We start from the raw sequence: 24,390 nt of genomic DNA, 5'->3' as shown, positions 1-24,390 counted from the left end.
GCGTAACGGATTTCGTGTGCCCAGGGTCTTGCGCGGTGTCGGACCGGTCCGATAGACTCGTACACATGTTCGATCCCGTGGTTCCCGGTCCGCGGACCTCCCGCGCGTGGGACGCCGCCCTGCTCGCGCAGGCGGTCGCGGTGGGGCCCGGGCCGGTGGCGATCGGGCTGCTGGAGCAGATCGACCCCGACGCGCTGTGCGGTCACGACCGAGTGACCTTCTTGACCGCGTGGCAGGCGCAGGCCGCGTGGGTGACCGCCCGGTCGTACGCGGCGATCCTCCCGGTCGCCGGGCCCGAGCCGGCACGTGACCCGGACCCGGACCAGCTCGAGGAGTCCGGGGAGGCGCTGCCCTTCGGGCCGTTCGAGTGCGCCGAGGAGGCCCGGCACGCCGAGGTCGCCGCCGCCTGCCGACTGTCTACCGTCGCGGCGTCGGACCGGATCCACACGGCCCGGTTCCTCGCCGGCCCCGGGGCCCCGGTCGCCGGCATGCTGGAGACCGGTGCCTGGGGGTACGGGCACCTGTCCGCGGTCGTGTCCGAGACCGCCGAACTCTCCCCCGACCTGACCGAGACAGTCGTGCAGGTCGTCGTGGCCGACACCCTCCCGGACGCGGACGGGCAGCCGTCGCGGTACGCGGAGGAGACCCCGGGCCGGCTGCGGCACCGCATCCGCCGCACCATCCTCAAGATGGATGCCGCCGCCGCGGCGGACCGGGCGAAGAAGAGGCGCCGGGAACGCTCGCTGCGCATCAGTGCGCTGCCGGACTTCCGCGCCAAGATCACCCTGGAGGCCTCCCAGCCGATGGCGTCGTGGGCGTGGCGGCAGTTCGACACCTGGGCCCGCACCCGCCAGAACCAGCTGAAGGACCCCGCCGCGGACCTGACCGCCCTGCTCGGCCCCTGCACCTGCCCCCGCGACACCGGCACCCGCACGGGCGGGACCGGGTCTGCCGGCTCAGTCGGATCGGCCGGGCTGGTCGGCACCCTCGCCGCCCTGCGCGGACACCGCGCTACCGGGGTTCACAGCACCGGTGCCAGCGCCCAGCCGGACACCGACCGGACGCACCAGCTCGGCTGCCCGCACCACCCCGACACCACCCTGGAAGCGCTGCGCGCCGACGCCGTCATCGAAGCCGCCCGCCTGCTGGCCCGGCACCTCGGCCTGGACACCGGCACGACCACGGACGCAGGCTCCGGGGCCGACGCGGGCGTTGGTGCCAACGCAGGATCGGGCACCGGCGCAGGAACCGGAGCCGGTGCGGCCGCAGCGACGACACCTGCCGGTGGCAGCGCGGGAGCCGGGACCGGCGTCGGGCGGGGCAGGTCGTGGTCGTCCGCGGTCGTCATCGTCGACGCCCCCACCCTGCTCGGGCTGGCCGACAACCCCGGCTGGGTCCCCGGCCACGGCTGGGTCCCCGCACCCCTGGCCCGTGAACTCGCCGCCGGCGCAGACACCTGGCGGGCGTTCCTCACCGACCACGGCCGACTCGTCGCCACCGGCGGCACCCGCTACCGGCCGTCGGACCGGCTGCGCGAGCTGGTCACGGCGCGGGACACCACCTGCACGTTCCCCGGCTGCACCATCCCCTCGGTGCACACCGACCTCGACCACGCCACCGAGTTCAACGGAGCGAATACCACCGCCGCGAACCTGCACCCCGCGTGCCGGCGACATCACCGGATCAAGACCCACACGACCTGGGAAGCGTCGCCCGATCCGGGCAGCGGGCGGATCCGCTGGACCAGCCCCACCGGCCACACCTACCCCACACCCCCGGACCCCATCTGGGACACCGGACCCCCGCCGCCCGACGAGTGCACTACTGACCCGCCGGTCAGCGCACTCGAGACCTGGCTCACCGCACACCTGGCGGCCTGACGCCGCGGCTCGCCGGCTCGCGACCGCTGCGAGGGACCTGTCAGCATGACGGCCATGGCCTCGCGGAAGGGCGAGAGGAGTCACCGGATGGGCGGCTCGGGCGTCACGGTCCTCTGGGTGCTGGTGATGGTCGTCGTGATCGTCGGAATGGACCTGCTGTTCTTCCGCGACGCGACGTGGACCTGGGAGCGACTCGCCGCGAACGTCGGAGTCGTCCTGCTATCGGGGGCGTTCTACTTCCGGTTCGCCACCGCGTAGCCGGCCGGACCGAAACCGCGGTCAAGAAGCCGGTCACGCAGCGCGGGACACCTCGAAACCCGCGCGCGCCAACAGCGCCGGCATCGCACGGATCCCCTCCCGGTTCTGCTCCCGGGCCGACTCCTCCAGCTCCCCCCACGGGACGAGGAGCGGGTTCTGCCGCGTGGCGTCGTCGCGAACCGGGCCGTACGTCCACCCGGCCCTGGTCCGCTCCGACCGCCACCGCTCGTGCTCCGCGGCCGCCAGCAGGTCGACGTCGCGATCGCTCAGCGAAACCGTCACCACACCCCAGCGGCGCAGCGGCACGAGCTCGTACCCGAGCCCCGCCAGCCCGTCCACGACCCCGTCCGCCGCCCGCCGACTCGACTCGCGCTCGTCGTCGCTCAGCTCCCGCCACGCCCGATGAAGTCCCGCGCCGCTCCCGGTTCGCGCCGTGTGGTCCTCATGCAGCGACCGCGCTAGCTGCTCGCGCACCCCGCCCTCCACGACCTCGGGCGAGCACGCGCGGTCCAGGAACGGGAACAGCACGAGCCCGGGGAACGGCTCCGGCTCGTCCCCGTGCGCCGCCACGATCGCGCTGATGCCGGTGTCGGCGTCGGTCCGCACGACCACCGGCACCGACGGGTCGTCCACGGTCCGGTGCACGAAGATCCCGGTCGACAGCGCCAACGACTCGTCGTCGAACGCCACCGCCACCATCGTCGGTCGGTCCTCCCGCAGCATGCGGGTGAACGCGTCCACCGCCTCCGCCGACGGCGCATCCAGGTCCATGTCCAGGCAGTGCGCATCGATGGCTGCCGACAGCGCAGGATGCTGCAGCCGCAGCGCTTCCAGCCGACCCGACGCGTCGCGATCCACCAGCGTCAGCCGCAGCGGACCCGACCCCACCTCGGCCCACTGCTGCGCGACCGCGACCACGATGCCCCGCCCGAGCCGACCCAGCCCCAGGACCGCGACGTGCGGCACCCGCGCCCCGTCGCCGAACGCCGGCGCCTCCGCGAGCAGAGCCCGCGCCGCCCGCGCATGCAGGTTGAAGAACTCCACCCGCACCGACGTCGTCCCGCCGAGCTCCCCGCCGCGCAACAGCTCCACCAGATCGGAGTCCGCCAGTGCCACCGAGCACCGCAGCGCCGGCTGGTGCGGGTCCCGCGACACCTGGCGGCAGGCCGCGGCGACCGCGACGTTGCCCGCATCGGTGGCGGTCAGCGCCACCACTCGGGCCGCCCGGTCCGCGCGCACCGCGCGCAGCACGTCGGGGTCCGACGGCGACCCGAACAGCACCGGGATGTCGTGGTCGCGGACCGTGGCCGCCCCCGGAGCTCCCGGACTCGGCTCCACCGCGACGACGCGCTGCCCCTCCCGGGCCAGCGCCTCGGCCAGCCGCGACCCGGCCGGTCCGAGCCCGCACACCACGATGTGCCCCTTCAGGAAGCGCATCCGCCACCGGACGTACTCGTCCCGGAACACCACCGACGCCGCCTGCAGCACCGTGCCCAGGGCCATCACCGGCGCCACGAACCGGGCGATCTGCAGCCGCCAGTTCATGTCGCTCGAACCGCCGGAGTAGTCCAGTGCCGCGAGCTGCAGGGTGAGGTAGACGTTGTCGAGGAACGAGCGGTCGAGGTCGCCCTCCTGCGACTGCTGGAGGAACCCGCCGACGCCGAGGACGAGCAGCGCCACCCAACCGGCGGCGAGCAGGTACCACCGCCGCCTCGGCGAGTCGAGCAGCTTCATGACGCCCCCTCCTCGGACGAGGCAGTCTGACCCGCACGCACCACCGGTACGACCACGACGCGCCGTCCCCGGTCCCGGGCGTACGCGACCACCTCGGCCGTGCCGCCATGGCCGCGCGCCGGCTCCTCGTCCCACAGGGCAAGCAGCACGTCGCAGCGGTCGACGACCGCACGCCCCGCCGCCATGTACGCGGCCTCGCGCGAGCCCGCCGCGGCACCCGCTACCACCTGCACCGAGGCGGCCACAGCGAGCAGGCCCGCGAACTCCTCGGCCGACCCCGGGAAGTCGGCCCGGTAGTCCTCGACCGGCAACGGCAGCACCACCTCGATCGCCCCGCCGGCGCGCGCCAAGGCCCGTCCTGCGACCAGCCGGTCCGCGCCCTCCGCCAGCGACGTCACCACCGTGACCGGGGCGCCGCCGGCCAGCTCCGACAGGACCGTGTCCACCGCCGCAGCGACGGCGTCCGGGGCCGCCAGGTCCCGGTGGCCGGTGACACCGACGCGCACCGCGGCTGTCTCGGGCATGGCGGGACGCTAGCCGTTCCGGGGTGCGGGACCGGCGGTTCCCGGTCAGGATCGTGCCTCGTGAGGAACCGACGCACCGCTCACCCGCTGCTCGCCACCGCGCTCGCCGCCGTGACCGCGCTCGCCACCGTGTCCGCGACGCTGGCGGTGCCGTCCGCCGCAGACGCGGCCACCCCGCGCGCCGAGGGCACCCCGATGCCGACGGTCGAGCCCATCACGGGCCGGACGACGCCGTTCGGGGCTGCGCTGCAGGACCTCAGGGCCGCCGGGTACGTGGAGCGTGAGTACCGCGTCACGCTCACCGATCCGCAGGTGTACGCGTACACGGGGACGAGCACCGAGGTGTCCGCCTCGCCGGCCCCCCCGTCCCCCGAAGGCGCGTACCGCAGCCGGATGCTGGTCCGGCTCCCGAAGGACCCCGCGGACTTCAACGGCCGCGTCCTGGTCGAGATGCTCAACACCACCGCGCAGCTGGACCTCGACGTCGCCTGGCAGCAGGCGCACGGCTACCTGCTGCGCGACGGCTGGGCGTACGTCGGGCTCACCGTCCAGCAGACCGGGCTGTCCGCCCTCAACGCCTTCAAGCGCGACCCGCGCCGCTACGCCGGGCTCGGGCTCAACCTGCGCACCCCCGCCGCCGTGGAGGCCGGGTTCACCGGCAACCGCGACCCCTCGCTCGCCTGGGACCTGGTCAGCCAGGTAGGTGCCCTGGTCGGCTCGGGCGCGGACGGCGACCCGCTGCGCGGGTACGACGTGGGCCGCACGTACCTGACCGGCCAGTCCCAGATGGCCGGGTACGCCGTCACCTACGTCAACGCGATCCACCCCAGGGCCCAGGTGTACGACGGGTTCCTCGTGGTCTCCCGGTCGGCCCGCGCCACGAACCTGGGGTGGTCGACGGACCCCACGTCCACCACCGACGCCCAGCTGCGGCTCGCCGGCGGGGGTACACCGGTGCTCAACCTGCAGACCGAGACCGACGTGTCCTCGAGCCCCCTCGTGCGACGTCCGGACGCCGACACGACCACCGACCGCTTCCGCCTGTGGGAGGTCGCCGGCTCGGCGCACAACGACGAGTGGGCCTCGCTGCAGTCACTGGACCTGATCGCCCGTGACTTCCCGTTGTCCATCTCCACCGACTGCCAGTGGCGCCCCCCGACCACCGTCACGCGCTTCCCGGTGCGCTACGTCTGGCACGCGGCCCTGGACCGGCTCGACCGCTGGGCCTCCGGGGGCGCGGCACCACCGACCGCGCCGCGGATCGCCCTGTCCGGGGACCGGGTGCTGCGCGACCGCGACGGCAACGCCCGTGGCGGCGTCCGCATCGCCCCGATGGACGTGCCTCTGGCCCGCTACGCACCGACGAGCCCGGGCGCGCTGTTCTGCGGGTTGACCGGCGCCCAGACCCCCTTCTCCGCGAAGAAGCAGGCCACCCGCTACGGCACCACCGCGCGGTACGTGACGAAGGTGCGCGCCTCCACCGCCGCCGACGTCCGGACCGGCTACCTGCTGCGCGAGGACCGCGCAGCGCTGGTGGCGGCGGCGAAGAAGGTCGTCATTCCTCGTCGCTGACCGCGTCGGGCGCCGGGCGGAAGGCCACGGCAGGCATCCGCTCGGCCAGTGAGTGCAGGCTCTCCGGCGACGCGTCGAAGTCCGCTCCCAGCAGCCGCTTCCCGAGCTCCTTGGCCGCGCGCGGGTGCCGGCGCTGGTAGTCGCGGAGCAGCTCCTCCGTCTGGGCCACGCCGAGGAACCGCTGCTCGGGCACGAAGTGGTGGGTGCCGACATCGATGCGCAGGGCCGGGTTGGCCTGCAGGTTGCGGAACCAGTCCGACCGCGGACCGAACCCGGACACCACGTACCACTCGGGCACGTCGGGGTCGTGCCGGGCCACCTCGACCACGGTGCGCCGGGTGAGGCCGGACTTCCGCCCCACATGGGTGATCATCAGGAACCGACCGCCGAGTACGAAGCCGAGGTGCGCCTGGTAGAGCTTCACGGGGGCCCGGAACAGCCGGGCCTGCAGCGCGCCCGGCCGCGGCGGCTGAGGGGCATTCGGCTGCGGGGTCTGCCCGGACTCGGGCTGGTCGGTCACGTCCGTCGACGCTACGCCTCCCGACCGCACGCCGCGACGGCCGTCCGACCCTCCCCCCGCAGCCACCCGTCACCGACCATGGCAGTAGGCACGAGAGGGCACACCTGCAGCCAACGGGGACGCGATCCACGCCGGAGGAGGCATGGCGGGATTCATCCGGGTCGTCGCGACCGACTTCGACGGCACCCTGAGCACCCACGGCCGACGTCCCGAACCCGAGGTCTTGGCGGCGCGCGCCCAGGTCCGCTCGGCGGGAGTCACGGTCCTGCTGGTCACCGGGCGGATCCTGTCCGAACTGGTCGAGGACTTCCCGGATGTGGACGAGCACGTCGACGCCATCGTCGCGGAGAACGGCGCGGTCCTGCGCCACCGCGGCGAGGACCGCCCACTGACCGCCCCGCTGGACCCGGTGCTGCCCGAGGCCCTGCGCACCGCGGGCATCCCCTTCCGGCAGGGGCGGGTGCTGCTGGCCACCTGGTCCGAGCACGCCGTCGCGGTGCTCCGGGAGATCCGCGTCCTGGGCCTGGACGCGCAGCTGGTCTACAACCGCGCCGCCCTCATGGTCCTCCCCGCGGGGGTCACCAAGGGCACCGGCGTCTACGAGGCCCTCGGCGAACTGGGCATCTCGCACCACAGTGCGCTGGGGATCGGCGACGCCGAGAACGACCACCCGCTGCTCGACGTCTGCGAGATCGGTGTCGCCGTCGGCAACGCGGTTCCCGCGCTCAAGCGGCACGCGGACGTCGTTCTCGACCGCCCCGCCGGCGACGGCGTCCGGGACCTGCTCGACGGCCCGCTGCTGCAGGGCACGGGACGGGTGCACTCCGGCCGGTGGCGCCTGGTGCTGGGGACCGGTCCCGACGGCACCCCCGTGGAACTGCCGTCCTCGCAGGTCAACCTGCTGGTGTGCGGCGAGTCCGGGGCCGGCAAGAGCGCGGTCGCGGGTCTGCTGGCGGAGCGCCTCACCGCGCTGCACTACTCGGTCCTGCTCGTCGACCCGGAGGGCGACCACGGCGGACTGGCCCGGCTGCGCGGCGTGGTCGCCGTCGACGCCCGGGACGGGCTGCCGGCCCCGGACCGCATCGTCCAGCGCTGCGCGCACCGCTTCTCCAGCGTCGTGCTCGACCTGTCCTCGCTCAGCCCGGCCGAGACCCGCGACTACCTGCCGCACCTGATCGCCGCGGTCCACGACGCGCGACGCGAGACCGGGCTGCCGCACTGGCTGTTCCTGGACGAGGCGCAGTCCCTGGCCGACCACAGCGCGCAGCTCGCCGACAGGGCCCTGTCCGGGGACCGCGGCTGCTGCCTGGTCACCTGGCAGCCCGGCTCCCTCGCCCCGGAGGTCCTGGCCGCGACCGACGCCGTCGTGGTCGTGCCGCTGGCCGGCTGGGCGTCCGCCGAGACGCTCCACGCCGCCGCCGCCGTCTCCGGTGCCCCCGCCGACGAGATCGGCCGCCGGCTGTCGCGGCTGTCGCCGCAGCAGGTGCTGCTCGCGGCAGCCCCCGAGTACGGAGGAGTCGTGCCCGTGACCGTGCCCCAGCCGGTCAGCGGCTACGTACGGCACCGGCACAAGTACGCCACCCAGCAGGTCCGCACCGACCGGCGCTTCCACTTCCGCGACGGCCGGGACCGGCCCGCCGGGACGGCCGGGAGCATGCGCCAGCTGTGCGACGTGCTGCGCGACTGCGAGGCGAGCGTGATCCGGCACCACGCCGAGGGCGGGGACCTGGCCCGGTGGATCCGCGGCGTGTTCCGCGACCGGGTGCTCGCCGACCAGGTGGCCGAGGTCGAGCGGGCGGTGGCAGCCGGGCATCTTCCGCCCGACACGGCCCGGGACCGGCTGGTCACGGCCGTCGCGGCGCGCTACCCGGCGTAGCCCCCAGCCGGAGCGACGGCCGCACCGCGAGGAGTCGCACCGCCAGGAGTCGCACCGCCAGGAGTCGCACCGCGAGGAACAGCCCCGACACGAGGAAGGGCCCCTCGATGTATGAGATCGAGGGGCCCGCCTCGCGTCACGTGCGGCGACTGCGCCACCGGCGGACCGGCACGTCTCGACGTCGCTCGCGACACTCCCCGTCGGGCTCCGCGAGCTCCGCCCCGGTCCCGGTCTCCCGGTCCCGGCACGCTCCGCGCCTCTCGGCCCGGAGTCCCCGTCGTCCTATGCGGTTCGCACGAGCAAGCCCGGCGCTCCGCCTCCGACCGGCCCGGTCGCTCCCCTCGCGGCTTGCGCCGTCCGGCTCGCTCCCTGTGGCCCGGGGGCCCGCCGACCCCGTCGGCGTAGGCGTAGTTCTAGTCGCTCGATCCGTTGGCGCGCAAGGGTTTCGGCGAACATTTTCCGGAAGATGGGTCCAACGTCCCGTCATGCACACGTCGTCCCCATGTTGTCCCCAGAACGGCTGCGACAACACCCAGGTTGTCCCCAGAATCATCCACATGCGGATCTGTGTCGTCGGCGGCGGCTCGACGTACACGCCCGAGCTCGTGGACGGCCTGGTCCGCCGCCACGCCACGCTCCCGGTGGGCGAGCTGGTCCTGCACGACACCGACGCCGACCGCCTCGCCGTCCTCGCCGGGATGGCGGGCCGGATGCTGGCCACGGCCGACTCCGGGGTCGCCCTGCACGCGACCACCGACCTCGACGCCGCGGTCGACTCCGCGCAGGCCGTGCTCGTGCAACTGCGGGTCGGGGGCCAGGACGCCCGGGTGTCCGATGAGGAGTTCCCGCTCGCCTGCGGGTGCGTGGGGCAGGAGACGACCGGCGCCGGCGGCCTGGCCAAGGCGCTGCGGACGGTCCCCGTCGTGCTCGACGTCGCCGAGACCGTGCGGCGACGCGCCCCCGACGCCTGGATCGTGGACTTCACCAACCCGGTCGGCATCGTCACCCGCGCGCTGCTCGACGTCGGACACCGCGCCGTGGGCCTGTGCAACGTGGCCATCGGCTTCCGCCGCTGGTTCGCCGAACTGCTCGGCGTCGACTCCGGCGCGGTCCGCCTCGGGCACGTCGGCCTCAACCACCTGACCTGGGAGCGGTCCGTCGTCGTCGACGGCAGCGACCGGCTGCCCGGCCTGCTGGCGGACCACCGGGATGCGATCGCCGCCCGGGTCGAGCTCCCCCCGGACCTGCTGACGCTGCTGGGCAGCGTGCCGTCGTACTACCTGCGCTACTTCTACGAGCACGACCGGGTGGTCGCCGAGCAGCGCACCGCCCCGAGCCGGGCCGAGCGCGTGCGCGAGATCGAGCGGGACCTGCTGACGACGTACGCCGACCCGACAGTCTCGTCCCCGCCGCCGCTGCTGGCCGAGCGCGGCGGGGCGCACTACTCCGACGCCGCGCTCGACCTCGCGACCCGACTGGTCGGGTCCGGACGGGACACCCCCGAGGTGCAGGTCGTCGACGTGCGCAACGACGGGACGCTGCCGTTCCTCCCGGACGCCGCCGTCGTCGAGGTCCCCTGCAGGGTCGACCCGTCGGGTGCGCACCCGCTGCCGGTCGACCCGCTGCCGCCGGACCTGGCGGGGCTGATCGCGCACGTGGCCGCGTACGAGGGGCTCGCGGTCGAGGCGGCGCTGCGGGGCGGACGGGACCGCGTCGTCACGGCACTGCTGGCGCACCCGCTGGTCGGCCAGTACGACCTGGCTGAGAGGCTCGCTGACGACCTGATCGCGCGCAACGCCGACCTCCTGCCCTGGAGCCGCGCATGAGCACCGCCCGGGTGGCCCTCGCCGTCGACGGGGGCGCGAGCAAGACCGACGTGGTCGTCCTCGACCTGCCGTCCGGCTACGTGCTCGGCCGCGCCCGCGGACCGGGCTGCTCCCACCACCAGCTCGGCATCGAGGTGGCCGTGCAGGTCCTCGACGAGACGGTGTCGCGGGCCTTGGGCTCGACCGCGCGCACGCCCCGCGACGTGGCCGTGGCGGGCTGCTACCTCACGGCGGTCGACCTGGAGGAGGAGACCGCAGACCTGACCGCCGCCCTGGCCCGCACCGAGTGGGCCCGCGAGCGCCTGACCGTGGACAACGACGTGTTCGCCCTGCTGCGCACCGGGACCGACGCCGCCGACGCCGCGGTCGTGGTCTGCGGTACGGGGATCAACGCCGCCGCGGTGCGCGCGGACGGAGCCCGCGAGCGCGTGCTGTCGCTGGGGCGCGTGTCGGGCGACTGGGGCGGCGGGAGCGGTCTGGCGGACGCGGTGCTGTGGCACGCCGCCCGGGCCGAGGACGGTCGCGGACCGGAGACGACGCTGCGGCAGGCGCTGCTGGAATGGACCGGACGGGACTCGGTCCATGACGTCTCCGTGGACGTGCACCTCGGGCGACTGTCGGTGGAGACGTGGTGGGACCGGATCCCGGACGTGTTCGCCCTGGCCTCCGCCGGCGACCGGGTGGCCCGCAGCCTGGTCGAGCGGCAGGGCCACGAGGTAGCCCTGCTCGCCGGCGCCCTGCTCGGCCGGCTGGGACTGACCACCCGGCGCGTCCCGGTCGTGCTCGGCGGCGGCATCCTCGCCTCCGGGGACGCCCGGCTGATGGCGGCCGTGCGCCGGACCCTGATCACCCTCGCGCCGCACGCGGTGCCCACGGTCGTGCAGCGGTCCCCCGTGCTGGGCGCGGCACTGCTGACACTGCGGGATGCGGGCGTGGACGACACGGCGCTGGCCGAGGCAGCCCGCGGGCTGGCGGACGAGTGACCGCTGCGGATCCCGCACGCATCTCCCGGGTGGCGCGGTCGGGACTCGTGCTCGACGTACGCGACGAAGGGCCGCTCGACGGCCCGATCGCCGTTCTGCTGCACGGGTTCCCGCAGCACTCCGCGGCATGGGACGAGGTGGCCCCGCGGCTGCACCGGCTCGGCCTGCGCACCCTGGCCCCGGATCAGCGCGGGTACTCCCCCGGCGCCCGGCCCACCCGACGCCGCGACTACCGGATGGCCGAGCTCGTTGACGACGTGGCCGCAGTCGTCGCTGCCAGCCGCACCGGAGGCGGCGTCGACCGGGGCGTCCACCTGGTCGGCCACGACTGGGGTGCCGCGGTCGCCTGGGCGACCGCCCAGAGCCGACCGGACCTCGTCCGCAGCCTGGTGTCGGTGTCGATCCCGCACCCGCGGGCCTTCGTCACCGCCGCGCTCACGTCCTCGCAGGCCTGGCACTCCTGGTACATGGGCGCCTTCCAGCTCCCCGGGCTGGCCGAGCGCGCGCTGGACCCGGCGCACCCGTCCGGCCGACGGCGCCTCGTCCGGATGCTCGTCGACACCGGGCTGGATCCGGCGCGCGCCGAGCGGGACGCCGACTTCCTGTCGACGCCGGGGGCGTTCACCGCCGCGCTCGGGTGGTACCGGGCGCTGCCTCTGCAGCGACCCGGGGAGGGCGGCGGATCGGTCCGCGTCCCGACTGCGCTGCTGTGGAGCGACGCCGACGTGGCCATCACCCGCGCCGGAGTCGACCGGACGCCGCGGTACGTCGACGCCCCGTTCCGCCTCGACGTGCTGCCCGGCGTCGGTCACTGGATCCCCGAGTTGGCACCCGTCGCCGTCGCCGACGCCGTGGCGCACGTGGTGGCTCAGGCCTGACGGGGTGCTCCCCGTCCGGTGCGGGTCCACAGCGCGGCGGGGATCCCGCTCAACGCGGCGGCGAGCGGCGTGAGCATGAGGACCGCGCCGGCGCCGACCCGGTCCACCAGCACCCCCGCGAGCGCCATCGCCAGCGCGCCGAACGCGTTGCCGGCCGTGGTCACCCAGGCGTACGCCTGCGTGGCCGCCGCCAGTGGCACGTCCCGGTCCACCAAGAGGAAGCAGGTCACGAACAACGGGCCCAGCGGCAGGCCCGCCACGACCAGTGCGATCGCCAGCGGCAGCGGCTCCCTGACCACGAGCAGCGGTAGCAGCGCCACCACCTGCACCAGGCCGAGCAGCACGCGGCGCCGGTCCGGGTCCGCCGCCGGGATCCGCCCCGCGACGAGTACCCCGATGACGCTCCCCAGCGTGTAGACCGCGAGCAGGACTCCGCCGAGGGCCGCCGCCCCGGCGGCGGACGTCAGGGCCGGGACCGCCGTGTCGACCAGGCCGATGACCGCGCCGAGCCCGGTCACCGACAGAGCCGCGCGCACCACGGTCGCGCGAGCCGGTCCGGCCAGCGGCACCGGACGCGTACGGGTCTCGTCAGGGCGTCGCCGCCCCAGGGTCCGGCCGGCCAGGATCAGCGACCCCGTCGCCACCAGGCCGACGGCGGCCAGGAAGGCGGCCTCCCGGCCCACCACGGCGATGCCGAGCGCGGCCAGGGCCGGCCCGGCGACGTACGCCGACTCCTCGCCGACCGAGTCGACGCTGAACGCCGCGGTCCGGACCGGGTCCGGCGAGTCCCCCAGCAGCGCGGTCCAGCCGCGCCGGGTCACCGCCGCCGCCGGCGGGGCCACCGCACCGGCCAGGGTCGCCACCGCCACCACCAGCCACGGCATCGACGACGGCAGCCACGGGGCCGGCGCCAGCAGCGCCACGAAGGCGACCGTCAGGACCACCAGGGCGACCCGGCCACGGTGGTCGATCACCCGGCCGCGCAGCGGGGCCAGCAGGCCGGAGGTGAGGCCGAAGCCGGCCAGCGCGATCCCGGCCACGGTGAACCCGTCGTAGCGCTCGGCGAGGACGAGCAGCGCGGGCAGGGTGAGCGCACCGAACCCGATCCGCGCCGCCATGCCGGCCGCGAACAGCGGTCGGGCCCCCGGGAGCCGCAGCGCGACGGCGTACGACCCCACGGTCGAAGGCTAGCCACCGGGTCGCGCATGTTTCGGGCCGTTGGTCCCGGCGGCACGGGTCCTGGTGCCCTGCCTGGGCGCGGAGTGCGGCGGTGAGGCTCGTCCGATGCGACCCGGCACACCCGGGCCGCGATGAAGCGTCGCCCCGGGCCCGACCGGCACCGGGCTGACCGCACGGGAGGAGCACGGGGACCATGACCGAGACCACGGACCCGGCGGCCAACCCGGCCGGCGCCCTCGTCGTCGGCTACGACGGCTCGGCACCCGCGCAGGCCGCCCTCGACTGGGGGATGGCCGAGGCAGCCCTTCGGCGAGTGCCCGTCGTGCTCCTGCACGCGGTGATGCCCCCGACACCGACGTCCGCGCTCGGCTACGCCGTCCCCGTGGACCTCGGCGCCGTCGACGACCTGCAGTCCGCGGCGGGCGAGGTCCTGCAGCAGGCGGCGCAGGAGGCGGCTGAGCGGACCCCCGGCGTGGAGGTCGAGGCATTGGTGCAGGTGGGATCCCCCACCGCGGTCCTGCTCGAGGCCAGCCGCGACGCCGACCTGGTCGTCGTGGGCAGCCGGGGTCACGGCGGCTTCCGCGGCCTGATCCTGGGCTCGGTGGGCGTGCAGACCGCGACCCACGCCGACTGCCCCGTCGTCATCGTGCGCGGGGTCCCCGAGAAGCCCGACGGCCCCGTCCTCGTCGGCGTCGACGGCTCCGAGCTGGCCCGCGCGGCCCTGGGCTTCGGGTTCGACTACGCCAGCCGGCACGGGCTGCCGCTGCTGGCGGTGCACGCCTGGCAGGTCCCGCCGTACGACACCCTGGCCATGCCGGGAGCCGTACCCATCGACGCCCTCACCGAGGTGGAGGACGACGAGCTGCGGCTCACGGCGGAGTCGATGGCCGGCTACCGCGAGTCGTACCCCGACGTCGAGGTCGAGCAGCGTGTCGTCGAGGGCCCCGCCGCCAAGATCCTGGTCGACGCCGCGGCGGACGCCTCGTTGGTCGTCGTGGGGTCGCACGGGCGCGGGGAGTTCCTCAGCGCGCTGCTGGGCTCGGTGAGCCACGCCGTGATCCACAAGGTCGACTGCCCGGTGGCCGTCGTCCGCCCGGCGCACGTCGGGGAGGACGACACGTGACCGCGGAGCCCGGCGCCGGGGACCGCGCCGCCGACCCGGCCACGCCACGCGCGCGCCGGGTCGCGCCGGCCCGGCCCACCGTGCGGACCCTGATGTCCCCGCACGTGCTCACGGTGTCCACCGACGAGACGCTGTGGGACGCCTGGCAGTTGATGTTCGTCTCCGGCCTGCACCACCTCGTGGTCACCGACCCCGAGGGCGCGCCGCTGGGGATGGTCTCCGACCGCGGCCTGCTGGCCGAGCTCCCGCTCACCCCGGAGCACCTCGAGCACCGGCGCGTCGGCGAACTGCTGCTGCGCGGGCCGCTGGTGTCGGTGCACCCGGACACGTCCCCGGAGGACGCCGCCCGGACGCTCGCCGGGTACGGCGCAGAGGCCGCTCCGGTGCTGGACGACGCGGGCCGGCTGGTGGGATTGCTCACCTGCATCGACCTGGTGCGGTGGCTGGCCGCATCCGACGGGTAGCCGACGCATAGGGTTCGCCCCATGGCGGACCGCTCCCAGGACCGGCTGGTCTGGATCGACTGCGAGATGACGGGTCTGGACCTGTCGTCCGACGCGCTCGTGGAGATCGCCTGCATCGTGACCGAGGCCGACCTGACCGAGCTCGACGCGGGCGTGTCCGTCGTCATCAGGCCCGCGGACGAGGCCGCCATGGCCGGCATGCCGGACGTCGTACGCGAGATGCACACGTCCTCCGGCCTGCTGGAGGACATCCCCGGCGGCATCCCGCTGGCCGACGCCGAGCGGATCGTCCTGGACTACGTCCGGGGGCACGTCCCCGAGGCGCGGCGGGCTCCGCTGGCGGGCTCGTCGGTGTACGTCGACCGCGGCTTCCTGGCCCGGGACATGCAGGAGCTGGACGCGCACCTGCACTACCGGCTGGTGGACGTGTCGTCGGTGAAGGAGCTGGTCCGCCGCTGGTACCCGCGGGTCTACTTCGCGGCCCCGCCCAAGACCGGCAACCACCGCGCGCTGGCCGACATCCGCGAGTCCATCGCCGAGCTGCGCTACTACCGCGACGCCGTCCTGCTCCCCCAGCCCGGGCCGGACTCGTCGACCGCCCGCACCCTCGCCGCCGGCCACGTCGTCGACCACGGGACCGAGGCGCAGTAGTCCCTGGCCCCGGCCCGCCCTCCGCCGGTTCGGAGGTGGGCCCGCGCGCGGGTACACTGCTGCGGCCGCGGCGATCCCGCGGCACCTTGGTGGGTGTAGCTCAGCTGGTAGAGCACCTGGTTGTGGTCCAGGTGGCCGCGGGTTCGAGTCCCGTCACTCACCCCACGCGTCCAGAGCGCCGGAGTTGATCTTCCGCGGAAGATCAACTCCGCTCTGAGATTCTGCGCAGATGTGAGCCGACGGGTCGCTACCCCGTGCTCGCCCGCCCCGGAAGCAACCGTTCGACTCACATTTGCACCGGGGCCGCGCCAGCCCGAACGTGGATCGTGGGCTCTCCCCCGGGCAGGGGGTGTCATGCCTGCCCGGGGTTCCGGAGGTAGGGATCCAGCGTCGTCGGCGTGAGGGCGTCGACCACCTCCGTCGCGTCGCTCAGGTCCGCCCACGGCGCACGCCTCACCGCCACGACGGCCATCCCGGCCGCCCGGGCGGCGATAACTCCGGGAGTGCTGTCCTCGACCGCGATGCACTCGTACGCCGGAACGCCGAGCAGCCGCGCCGCCGCCAGGAAGCCGTCGGGCGCTGGCTTGGCCAGGGGCACCTCGTCGCCGGCGACGGACCTCGGCTCCAGCGCCGACAGGCCCATCCCTTGGAGGGTCGCCGTCACCCTCGATCGCGGGCTGGAGCTGGCGAGGGCGACCGGGATGCGGCGCTTCGTCAGCGACAGGAGAAGCGCGACGGCGTCGGGAAACGGCTGTACACCCTTGCGCAGGGATGCCAGCAAGTGGTCCGAGTACTGGGGCCACAACTGAGCAGCACTAGGCAGAGTCCCGGTCCGCTGGGCGAAGTGGTCTCGTGTCGCCGCGAAGGACAGTCCCGTGACCGCCCGGTCGTCCTCGCCCGTCCGCACGACGTCGTACCCAGCGAGCACTCGATCCCACGCGGCGCCGGACAGGTGCTCGCTGTCCGCCAGCGTGCCGTCGAGGTCGAACACGACGGCCACCGCACGTCGTCGGGCCCTCCGCATCTGCCAGGAGAAGCCGGTCAACGCGCCCTCGAGTGCCGGATACCGGCCGAGTAGGTCTCCTTCAGATGCGCCATGGTGCGGTCGTAGGTGCGGGCAGCGAACGCGGCGTAGAGCATGTCCATGACAAGGACCTGTCCCCACTTCGACGTGACCGTCTCCCCGTACAGCTCGCCGACGGACGTTCCACGCGCGGTGAACAGCGTGACATCAGCCTGATCGATCACCGACGAGCCGTCCCCCGCAGTGATCGCGATGGTGCTCGCACCGTGCCGACGGGCCAGTCGCAGGGCGTCGATGACCGGCAGCGACTCACCCGAGTCGCTGATGCCGATCACGAGATCGTCGGGTCCGAGGATGGTGGCACTCATCACCTGGATGCTCTGGTCCCGGAAGAGCATGCACTTCTTGCCCGCCCGGGTCAGCCGCATGACCCCGTCCTCGGCGGCCAGGCTGGACGACCCCATGCAGGCGAACATGACGACGTCGCTCGCCTCGATCAGGGAGACCGCCCGGTCGAGTGCGTCGAGGTTCAGCAGGCTGGCGGTCTGCCGCAGCGCCTGCTCACTGCTGGCGGAGATCTTCGTGGCGATCTCCCCCAGGGAGTCGTCCGGCGCCACGCCGGCGTACACCGACGGTTCGGGAGAGCCGGCGGACGACTGCCTGTTGAGCACGGCCGTCTCGGCCGCACCGATCCGCAGGTCCTGGTAGCGAGCGAGACCCACCTCGCGTACGAAGCGGGACACGGTCGACTCGGCGACTCCGCAGGCAGCCGCCAGTTCCGTGATGGTCAGGTGCTGCGCGCGACCCGGGTCCTCCAGCACGTACTCCCCCACCTGCCGCAGGGCAGGGGCCAGGTACGGGAGCTTGGTGGCGACGACCCGTAGTGCTGCACCGCCTTCCCCTACCCGCGTGGTCACGGCGAACGACCCGCCCGTCAGCCCGCGGAGTCCAGCACGCGGAGGATGCCCTCCACCGCGGACCGGGTCGCGCGCTCGACGCTCTCGTCGGTGAAGCCACCGACGTGCGGTGTCGCCACGACGTCGGGACGGGCCAGCAGCGAGAGTCGCGCGGGCGGTTCGGCGGCGAACACGTCGGTCGCGAAGCCGGCCAGGATCCCCGCATCCAGGGCGGCCTCCACGGCGGCCTCATCCACGAGCCCGGCGCGCGCGGTGTTGACCAGGTAGCTGCCGCGGCGGAACCCGGCGAGCGCCACTGCGTCGATGATCGGGGACTCCCCCGGTGGACAGTGCAGCGACACCACGTCGGAGCCGGACACGACGGCCTCGAGATCGGCGTACTCCACCTCGTCCCGCGCAGCCAGTTCGGGGGATGGCGCGAGGTCGTGGGCCAGCACCCTCATGCCGAACCCGAGTCCGAGCTCGGCCACCCGCCTGCCGATCTGACCGGTCCCTACGACCCCGAGAGTTCGGCCTCGCAGCTCCACGCCGCGGCGGCGCTCCCAGTTCCCCGCCTTCAGGGCGGCGTCCGACATGGGGACGGACCGGATGCACGCCAGGATCAGGGCCATGGCCAGCTCCGCCACGCCTTCGGCGTTCGCGCCCTCCGCCCGCTCGACGGCGATCCCGAGTTCCGCAGCCGTCACGGTGTCGACGTTGTCCACGCCGACGCCGTTCCGGCTCACGACCCGCAGCTCCGGGCAGGCGCGCAGCAACTCCCCCGGCACCGGTTCCACCCCTGCCAGGTAGCCCACGCACCCCGGCAGCACCGCGTCCTGCTCGGCCCTCGTCGGCTGTCGGCCCGGCGCCGGGAACACGACCTCGTAGCCCCGCTCGACCAGCGGCTGCAGGGCCGGGTGGCCTCCGGTCGACAGGGAGCGCGGTGTGACCGCGATGCGTCCGGTCACTGCTTCCATCGCGGGTTGTCGACGAAGGCGGGCGCGCCGTCGCGTTCGACGACAAGCTTGCGGAAGCCCTGCGTCTCGATGGTCCCGTAGTCGTGGCCGGCGTGGCCGGGGAAGGCGAAGAACGTGATGAGCGGCTCGGTCGCGGACACGTTGACGCTGCGGTGGGCGTAGCGGCCGGGGACGTAGACCGCCGTCCCGGGCGTGAGCTCCTGTGCCTCCCATTCGCCCTCCGGGCTCTCCATCACCATGTAGCCGTGGCCGCGCAGGCAGTAGTAGACCTCGGCGGTGTCGAGCACCGTGTGGAAGTGGCCCTTGGTCATGAAGTACTCGTCGCCCACCTTCCCGGGGTGGGTGATGCTCGTGCCGTAGGCAACGTCTCCGGAGGTCTCGGGGACGCCCATGTCGAAGAACTCGTAGACGAGGACGTCGTCCTCGGCGAGCTGGCGCTGCACGGCGTCCTGGTCGGCGTACATGTCCGCCATCGCCGAGAGCCTGCGCCGCAGGGGTTCCTTGGTGGCGGACAGGCCGGTGTGCAGGTCGAAGTCGACGAGGGTCGAGGCAGTCATGCGGATGCTCCCTTGGTGGCGTTGATGGCGATCGTCGAGAGCCGGTCGAAGTCCGGCCCCGACGTGGGGATGTCGATGTGGAAGACCTCGGCGATGACGCGGGTCCACCCGTGGATGAAGTACTCCCAGCCGTCGACCACCGTGAGCCCGTGGTCGCGCTCCTGGGCGCGGGCCTGGTCGAGGAAGACCAGGTCACCGCGGTAGTTGAAGTCCCACGCGACGCCGTTCAGCGGGAAGGAGGCGGCGTCGGTGAGCGGGGACCCCGGGCGGTCCTTGCCCAGTCCGGTGGCGTTCGCGACGACTGACCCGGGGGCCAGGCCGGCCAGGACCGCGTCGTTGTCCGGCGGCGTCGGCGCCTGGTGGTACTCGACCGGGATCGCCATGCCGATGCTGCCGTGCACCTGCTGCATCTCCTCGAGCCGGTGCGGCCGACGGTTGGTGACCACGATGCGACCGGGCACGTCAGCGCCTTCGCAGGCCTTCTCGTGCAGCCACAGCGTCAGGGCCAGCGACGATCCGCCGGCGCCCAGCAGCATGAGGTCCGCACCGGTGCGGCCCCAGTAGCCCGGCCCGACGATGGACTCCAGCGACAGCCCGCTGGTGAGCGGGTCCATGGCGTGGCCCCAGAGCTGGTTCCCACGCTTGCTGATGCTGCTGACCTCGTCGAGGATCTCGGTCTCCCGACCGACGCCGTCGAACAGATCCTTGCTGGCCTTGTACAGGTTCAGCTTGTGGGTCGTGACGAGGGCCCCGAGCGACAGCGGGTCCGTCTTGATGAACTCGACGACGGCGCGGTAGTTCGCGGGATCGTCATCCAGTGGTAGGTCGATACCGCGTATCACGGCGTCCAGGGCGAGCGCGTCCGCCCAGGCGGGGAACACCTTCATGATGGACGACTTGGTCGTGGTGACGCCGACGAAGTACATGGTCCGCCGGTCGGCGGGCGGGGGCAGGTCGACCATGTCAGTGGTCCTCCCAGTCGCGAACGCGGGAGACCGCCTTCTGCCAGCCCGCGTACAGCGCGTCGCCGGTCTCCTGGGTCATCTGCGGTTCGAAACGGCGGTCAAGTTCGAAGGAGTCCTGGAGCTCGCGCTGGCTGTCCCAGAAGGCGGTGGCCAGTCCGGCGAGGAAGGCTGCCCCACGGGCGGACGACTCGATCACGGTCGGCCTGAGGACCGGCACCCCGAGGATGTCGGCCTGGAACTGCATGAGGAAGTTGTTGCGGGCGGCGCCGCCGTCGACACGGATCTCGGTCGTCGCGATCCCGGAGTCGCTCTCCATGCACCCGATCACGTCGCGGATCTGATAGTCGATCGACTCCAGGGCGGCCCGGATGATGTGGTTGCGGTTGGCGCCTCGGGTGAGTCCGAGGATCGCCCCACGCGCGTACGGGTCCCAGTACGGCGCGGCCAGCCCGGTCAGAGCCGGCACGACGTAGACACCGTGGGTGTCCTTGACCCGGCGGGCGGACAACTCGCTGTCCTCGGCGTCGTACACGATCTTCAGCTCGTCCCGCAGCCACTGGATGATGGCGGCGGAGACGAAGATCAACCCCTCGAGCGCGTATTCGACCCGGCCGTCGATCCCCCAGGCCACCGTCGTGAGAAGACCGCTCTGCGAGGCCACCGGCGCTCTGCCGGTGTTCATGAGCAGAGAGGCGCCGGTCCCGTACGTGCACTTGACCATGCCCGGCTCGAAGCAGGCCTGCCCGAACAGCGCTCCGTGCTGGTCTCCGCAGGCGGCGGCGACCGGGATGCTGCCCCCGGGGAAGATGTCCGGGGCTGTGTGCCCGTAGACCTCGCTGGTCTGGCGCGCCTCGGGCAGCATGGCGCGGGGAACCCCCAGCATCGCCAGCAGCTCGTCGTCCCACTGGCAGGTGTTGATGTTGAACATCAGCGTGCGCGACGCGTTCGTGTAGTCCGTGACGTGGGCCGCGCCGGCGGTGAGGTTCCAGATCAGCCAGGTGTCGACGGTGCCGAAGAGCAGGTCGCCCGCCTCGGCCCGCTCACGGGCGCCGGGCACGTTGTCGAGGATCCAGCGGACCTTGGTGCCGGAGAAGTACGAGTCGATGACCAGTCCGGTCTTCTCACGGACCATCTCCTCGAACCCCATCGCCTTCAGCTCGTCGCAGAAGCCGGCGGTTCGCCGGTCCTGCCAGACGATGGCGTTCATCACCGGCTGGCCCGTGCGGCGATCCCAGACGACGGTGGTCTCGCGCTGGTTGGTGACGCCGATGCCGGCCACGTCCTCCGGGCCGGCACCGGCGTCGGTCATCGCCCGCTTCGCCACGGTGATCTGGGTGTTCCAGATGTCCAGCGGGTTGTGCTCCACCCACCCGGGCTGGGGGTAGATCTGGGGGAACTCCTGCTGGGCGTCGGACACGATGTGCCCGCGATGGTCGAACAGGATCGCTCGGATGCCCGTTGTGCCTGAGTCGAAGGCCATCACGTACCTGGGTGTCATCGCACGTCCTCTCCGTCGAACACGACCATGGCCTTCATCCCGGCACCGGAAGCGGAGTGCTCGAATGCGTCGGCGATGCCTTCAAGGGGGACCGTCATCGTCACCAGATCGCTCGGCCGTACCCGGCCGTCGGCGACCAGCTGAAGCGAGGCCGCGTAGTCGGCGTTGCTGGAACCTGTCGTCCCGGTCAGGACCAGGCCCTTGTAGTGGAGCCGGTTGGTGTCGATGGGCGGGTGCTCGCCGCCACCGAGCCCGGCGAAGAAGTTGAGGCGTCCGTGGGTGGCGAGGAGCTGCACCGTGTCCGACTGCACCTGGGGAGCCGAGACGCACGTGATGGCCACGTCCACCCCGCGGCCACCCGTCTCAGCCTCGACCACGTCGGCCAGATCCGTCGTCGTGACGTCCACGGTGACGTCCGCGCCCAGGCGCTCGGCGATGTCGAGCCGAGGGCGGCCGGCATTGGCCACGATGGTCCGTCGGGCGCCCGAGAGGCGGCTCAGCAACAGGTGGAAGATCCCGATGGGGCCGGCGCCGACCACCAGCACGGAGTCGTCCATCCCGATGTGCAGCGCCTGCTGTCCCCGGTAGCAGCAGGAGAAGGGCTCGGTGAGGGCGGCGTCGGCGTAGCTGACGCCGTCGGGGATGCGGAACACATTGCCCCGCTGCAGGGCGAAGCCGGGCACCGCCATGAGCTCCTCGAACGCGCCGTCCATGCTGACGCCGAAGGCCTCGTAGTCCGGACACATGTTGTTCAGTCCGACCAGGCAGAACTCGCAACGGCCGCACCCGACGTTCGGGGTCACGGACACCCGCTCGCCCACGGCATGGGTCTCCACCTGGTGCCCGACCGCGACAATGTCACCCGCGATCTCGTGCCCCAGGACGCGGTGCTGCCCCTGGGGGATCTTGAAGTGGCCGTGCTTGGAGATACGCAGGTCGGTGCCGCAGATCGACGCTGCGCGCACTCGAACCAGGATTCCGTCGTCCGGCACCGTCGGCTCGGGGACGTCCTCCACACGGATGTCTCCAGGCGCGTGGAACACCGCCGCCTTCACCGGGCACCCACCGATGCGAGCTGGGGCGCCACGGACGGGTCGCCGAGCTCCTGGCGGGCTTGGTCCGCCACGGCGAAGACGACCTTGTTGTACCACGTCCTCCGCTGCAGCAGGTCCTCGAAGACATCGGGGGCCTCGGCCAGGGACGGGGCGTGGCTGATCAGCGGGGCCACTCTGAGGTCGCCTCGCGCGACGTGGTCGACGACCATCTCCCACTCGCTGTGGCCCGCGGGTGCGATCTTCGAGTTCCAGGTGCCGAGGATTCGCACCTCGCGCCTCAGCACTGACGACACCAGCTCACGGGGAAGCGTCACGTCCCCGCTGACATCGCCCAGCAGCAGCACCTGGCCGAACGTGGCAGCCACCGTGACAGCCTGCTGAAGCGTGACGGGCAGCCCGCTCGCCTCGACCGAGATGTCGACCCCCCTGCCCCCGGTCCGTTCCATCACCTGCTCGACGGTGTCGCCCGGCGAGGCGTCGACCGTCTCGAACCCGAGGTCGGCCATCAGTCCCCGCTTGCGGGCGTCGACATCCGCGACGAGCACGCGAGTGACGCCACGGATCCGAAGCCACTGCGCCGCAAGGGCGCCGATCGGTCCCGCCCCGATGACGAGCGCACTGGCGCTCGCCGGGACGTCCAGCTTCAGGACACCGTGCAGTGCGACGGCGGCCGGCTCGACGATGGCCGCGTGCACCAGTGGCACCGAGTCCGGTACCGGGATCAGGTTGTCCTCCGGCACCCACAGCCACTCGGCCATCGCTCCGTCGCGCCGCGAGCCGTAATAGTCGTACCCGGAACCCAGCACGTACTCGCCGACGCGGGTCAGGGGGTCGGCCGGGTCGGGCAGGCACGGGAAGACCGCCACCTTCTGACCGGGACGCAGTCCCGATCCCTCCGGCACCTGGTCCACCACGCCCGAGAACTCGTGTCCGAGGACGAGGGGGTAGTGGTAGGCCTTGCCCCTGCCGTACCGCAGTACGTCGGACCCGCATACGCCGACCGCTCCGATCCGCACCCGGACCGGTTTCGCGCCGAACGGCGCTGGGTCCGGGATGTCTCTGTAGGCCAACGTGTTCGGGGCCTCGAGGACGACCGCCTTCATGTCGGGTCAGACCTCCATGCCATAGCGGTGGGCCTTGTGCGTCGGGTAGAGCGCGAACTGCGGGATGGTGACGTCAGGCGTCCGCGTCGCGACGTACAACGTGACCTCGGCGACGTTGGAGACGTCGATGCAGGAGGCGTGGATGCCCTCCTCGCGCTCCTTCTCGTCGAGCCACCCGTCCAGGTAGGCCGGGATGTCCCCGTCGTAGAGCCCCTGGTCGATGATCTCGGTCATCGGTGTCTTCACGTGGGACGGGTTGATGACCGTGACCCCGATGTTCTTGTCCTTGCCCTCGAGCAGGATGTTCTTGGAGAAGCCCATCATCCCGTGCTTCGACGCGCGGTACGGGCTGTGGCCCGGGCCACTGGCCAGCCGCGCGGAGGACGACCCCATGTTGATGATCCGGCCGCCGGACTCCTGCTGCTCCATGATGCGGAAGGCCTCGCGACAGCAGAGGAAGACGGCGGTGAGGTTCGGACCGAGAGTCTTGTTCCACTCGTCCAGAGTGACCTCGGACACCGGCGGGGACAGCGAGTCTCGCCCCGCGCTGTTGACGAGCACATCGAGGTGTCCCCATCGCGTCACCGTGTCGGCGAAGAGCGCCCGCACGGCGTCCTCCTCACAGACGTCGGCGTGCACGCCCACGACGTCGCCGCCCTCAGCGGCGATCTCGGCCACGACCCGGTCCAGCCGCTCGCGGTCGATGTCCACCATCGTCACCTTGGCCTGGTTGGCCGCGAAGATGCGCGCGACGGCCTCGCCGATGCCGGAGGCACCGCCGGTCACGATGGCGACCTTGCCGGCCAGTGCAGTACCCGGGGTGGGCGTGTAGTCGGGCATGTCGAAG

The 24,390-nt window shown here is 73.0% G+C and carries 23 protein-coding genes and 1 tRNA gene; 11 read left to right on the top strand and 13 right to left on the bottom strand.

All coding sequences use genetic code 11. From position 1 onward, the window contains the following. The first annotated feature begins 65 nt into the window (after positions 1-65). Positions 66-1,880: a DUF222 domain-containing protein gene (locus R2737_15950; GenBank protein ID MEZ5117753.1), complete on the top strand. Its 1,815-nt coding sequence runs from the start codon at positions 66-68 to the stop codon at positions 1,878-1,880. Positions 1,881-1,934: 54 nt separating this feature from the next. Then, a complete protein-coding gene (locus tag R2737_15945; GenBank protein MEZ5117752.1) occupies positions 1,935-2,138 on the top strand; it encodes a hypothetical protein in 204 nt (67 codons plus the stop codon). 33 nt (positions 2,139-2,171) lie between these two features. Here the strand turns inward: R2737_15945 and R2737_15940 are convergent, their stop codons facing one another. Both R2737_15940 and R2737_15935 read right to left on the bottom strand, forming a co-directional pair. Continuing rightward, positions 2,172-3,872 (bottom strand): NAD-binding protein, encoded by a 1,701-nt coding sequence (locus R2737_15940; GenBank protein ID MEZ5117751.1) that lies wholly within the window; start codon positions 3,870-3,872, stop codon positions 2,172-2,174. Next, on the bottom strand, positions 3,869-4,396 hold the full coding sequence (locus R2737_15935; GenBank protein ID MEZ5117750.1) for a hypothetical protein: 528 nt from the start codon (positions 4,394-4,396) through the stop codon (positions 3,869-3,871). The genes R2737_15940 and R2737_15935 overlap by 4 nt, the downstream gene beginning before the upstream one ends. Before the next feature lie 60 nt (positions 4,397-4,456). Between R2737_15935 and R2737_15930 the strand changes: the two genes are divergently transcribed. After that, the gene (locus R2737_15930) at positions 4,457-5,968 is read left to right on the top strand and encodes an alpha/beta hydrolase domain-containing protein (GenBank protein ID MEZ5117749.1); all 1,512 of its coding nucleotides are present in this window, start codon (positions 4,457-4,459) and stop codon (positions 5,966-5,968) included. On the opposite strand, the gene R2737_15925 is transcribed toward R2737_15930, so the two are convergent. Next, positions 5,952-6,488, bottom strand: coding sequence for a nitroreductase family deazaflavin-dependent oxidoreductase (locus tag R2737_15925; GenBank protein ID MEZ5117748.1), 537 nt, complete (start codon positions 6,486-6,488; stop codon positions 5,952-5,954). The two genes, R2737_15930 and R2737_15925, sit on opposite strands and share 17 nt — an antisense overlap. Positions 6,489-6,630: 142 nt before the next feature. Here R2737_15925 and R2737_15920 point away from each other — a divergent pair, with 142 nt between their 5' ends. From R2737_15920 to R2737_15905, 4 genes are all read left to right on the top strand, one after another. Then, positions 6,631-8,364: an HAD hydrolase family protein gene (locus R2737_15920; protein MEZ5117747.1), complete on the top strand. Its 1,734-nt coding sequence runs from the start codon at positions 6,631-6,633 to the stop codon at positions 8,362-8,364. A 557-nt stretch (positions 8,365-8,921) separates the two neighbouring features. Then, a complete protein-coding gene (locus R2737_15915) occupies positions 8,922-10,190 on the top strand; it encodes a 6-phospho-beta-glucosidase (protein ID MEZ5117746.1) in 1,269 nt (422 codons plus the stop codon). Beyond that, positions 10,187-11,173, top strand: a complete 987-nt coding sequence (locus tag R2737_15910) for a BadF/BadG/BcrA/BcrD ATPase family protein (protein MEZ5117745.1) — start codon at positions 10,187-10,189, stop codon at positions 11,171-11,173. The genes R2737_15915 and R2737_15910 overlap by 4 nt, the downstream gene beginning before the upstream one ends. 29 nt (positions 11,174-11,202) lie before the next feature. Beyond that, positions 11,203-12,051, top strand: a complete 849-nt coding sequence (locus R2737_15905) for an alpha/beta fold hydrolase (protein ID MEZ5117744.1) — start codon at positions 11,203-11,205, stop codon at positions 12,049-12,051. Here R2737_15905 and R2737_15900 read toward each other — a convergent pair. Further along, positions 12,042-13,229 (bottom strand): MFS transporter, encoded by a 1,188-nt coding sequence (locus R2737_15900; protein ID MEZ5117743.1) that lies wholly within the window; start codon positions 13,227-13,229, stop codon positions 12,042-12,044. The two genes, R2737_15905 and R2737_15900, sit on opposite strands and share 10 nt — an antisense overlap. A 194-nt stretch (positions 13,230-13,423) precedes the next feature. Between R2737_15900 and R2737_15895 the strand changes: the two genes are divergently transcribed. From R2737_15895 to R2737_15880, 4 genes are all read left to right on the top strand, one after another. After that, the gene (locus tag R2737_15895; GenBank protein MEZ5117742.1) at positions 13,424-14,353 is read left to right on the top strand and encodes a universal stress protein; all 930 of its coding nucleotides are present in this window, start codon (positions 13,424-13,426) and stop codon (positions 14,351-14,353) included. Beyond that, positions 14,350-14,817: a CBS domain-containing protein gene (locus tag R2737_15890; GenBank protein MEZ5117741.1), complete on the top strand. Its 468-nt coding sequence runs from the start codon at positions 14,350-14,352 to the stop codon at positions 14,815-14,817. The genes R2737_15895 and R2737_15890 overlap by 4 nt, the downstream gene beginning before the upstream one ends. Positions 14,818-14,838: 21 nt before the next feature. Next, positions 14,839-15,468 (top strand): oligoribonuclease, encoded by a 630-nt coding sequence (gene orn, locus R2737_15885; protein MEZ5117740.1) that lies wholly within the window; start codon positions 14,839-14,841, stop codon positions 15,466-15,468. A gap of 89 nt (positions 15,469-15,557) precedes the next feature. Continuing rightward, positions 15,558-15,633 (top strand) — tRNA-His (locus R2737_15880). A 187-nt stretch (positions 15,634-15,820) separates the two neighbouring features. Here the strand turns inward: R2737_15880 and R2737_15875 are convergent. Genes R2737_15875 through R2737_15835 form a run of 9 tightly spaced genes read right to left on the bottom strand, consistent with a single transcriptional unit; the run spans position 15,821 to position 24,383 of the window. After that, positions 15,821-16,468 (bottom strand): HAD family phosphatase, encoded by a 648-nt coding sequence (locus R2737_15875; GenBank protein ID MEZ5117739.1) that lies wholly within the window; start codon positions 16,466-16,468, stop codon positions 15,821-15,823. Positions 16,469-16,509: 41 nt separating this feature from the next. Next, entirely contained in the window at positions 16,510-17,409 is a 900-nt protein-coding gene (locus R2737_15870; protein MEZ5117738.1) for a MurR/RpiR family transcriptional regulator, read from the bottom strand. Between the two features lie 17 nt (positions 17,410-17,426). Beyond that, on the bottom strand, positions 17,427-18,356 hold the full coding sequence (locus tag R2737_15865) for a phosphoglycerate dehydrogenase (protein MEZ5117737.1): 930 nt from the start codon (positions 18,354-18,356) through the stop codon (positions 17,427-17,429). Next, positions 18,353-18,922: a glucose-6-phosphate isomerase gene (locus R2737_15860; protein MEZ5117736.1), complete on the bottom strand. Its 570-nt coding sequence runs from the start codon at positions 18,920-18,922 to the stop codon at positions 18,353-18,355. Before R2737_15860 ends, R2737_15865 begins: the two co-directional genes overlap by 4 nt. Then, complete coding sequence (locus tag R2737_15855) at positions 18,919-19,884, bottom strand: hypothetical protein (protein MEZ5117735.1); 966 nt, start codon at positions 19,882-19,884, stop codon at positions 18,919-18,921. Before R2737_15855 ends, R2737_15860 begins: the two co-directional genes overlap by 4 nt. 1 nt (position 19,885) lies before the next feature. Continuing rightward, positions 19,886-21,385 carry a glycerol kinase GlpK gene (gene glpK, locus R2737_15850; GenBank protein MEZ5117734.1) on the bottom strand — a complete coding sequence of 500 codons (1,500 nt, stop codon included), beginning with the start codon at positions 21,383-21,385 and terminating at the stop codon, positions 19,886-19,888. Next, entirely contained in the window at positions 21,382-22,440 is a 1,059-nt protein-coding gene (locus tag R2737_15845) for a zinc-dependent dehydrogenase (protein ID MEZ5117733.1), read from the bottom strand. Before R2737_15845 ends, glpK begins: the two co-directional genes overlap by 4 nt. Further along, positions 22,437-23,543, bottom strand: coding sequence for a galactitol-1-phosphate 5-dehydrogenase (locus R2737_15840; protein MEZ5117732.1), 1,107 nt, complete (start codon positions 23,541-23,543; stop codon positions 22,437-22,439). Before R2737_15840 ends, R2737_15845 begins: the two co-directional genes overlap by 4 nt. 6 nt (positions 23,544-23,549) lie before the next feature. After that, the gene (locus R2737_15835) at positions 23,550-24,383 is read right to left on the bottom strand and encodes an SDR family NAD(P)-dependent oxidoreductase (GenBank protein MEZ5117731.1); all 834 of its coding nucleotides are present in this window, start codon (positions 24,381-24,383) and stop codon (positions 23,550-23,552) included. Between the last annotated feature and the right edge of the window lie 7 nt (positions 24,384-24,390).

This window comes from Candidatus Nanopelagicales bacterium, from assembly GCA_041393815.1.
In the GTDB taxonomy this organism is placed as follows: domain Bacteria; phylum Actinomycetota; class Actinomycetes; order S36-B12; family JAWKJK01; genus JAWKJK01.
The sequence above is the reverse complement of the archived record's forward strand: the minus strand, read 5'-3'. Positions and strand labels throughout refer to the sequence as shown.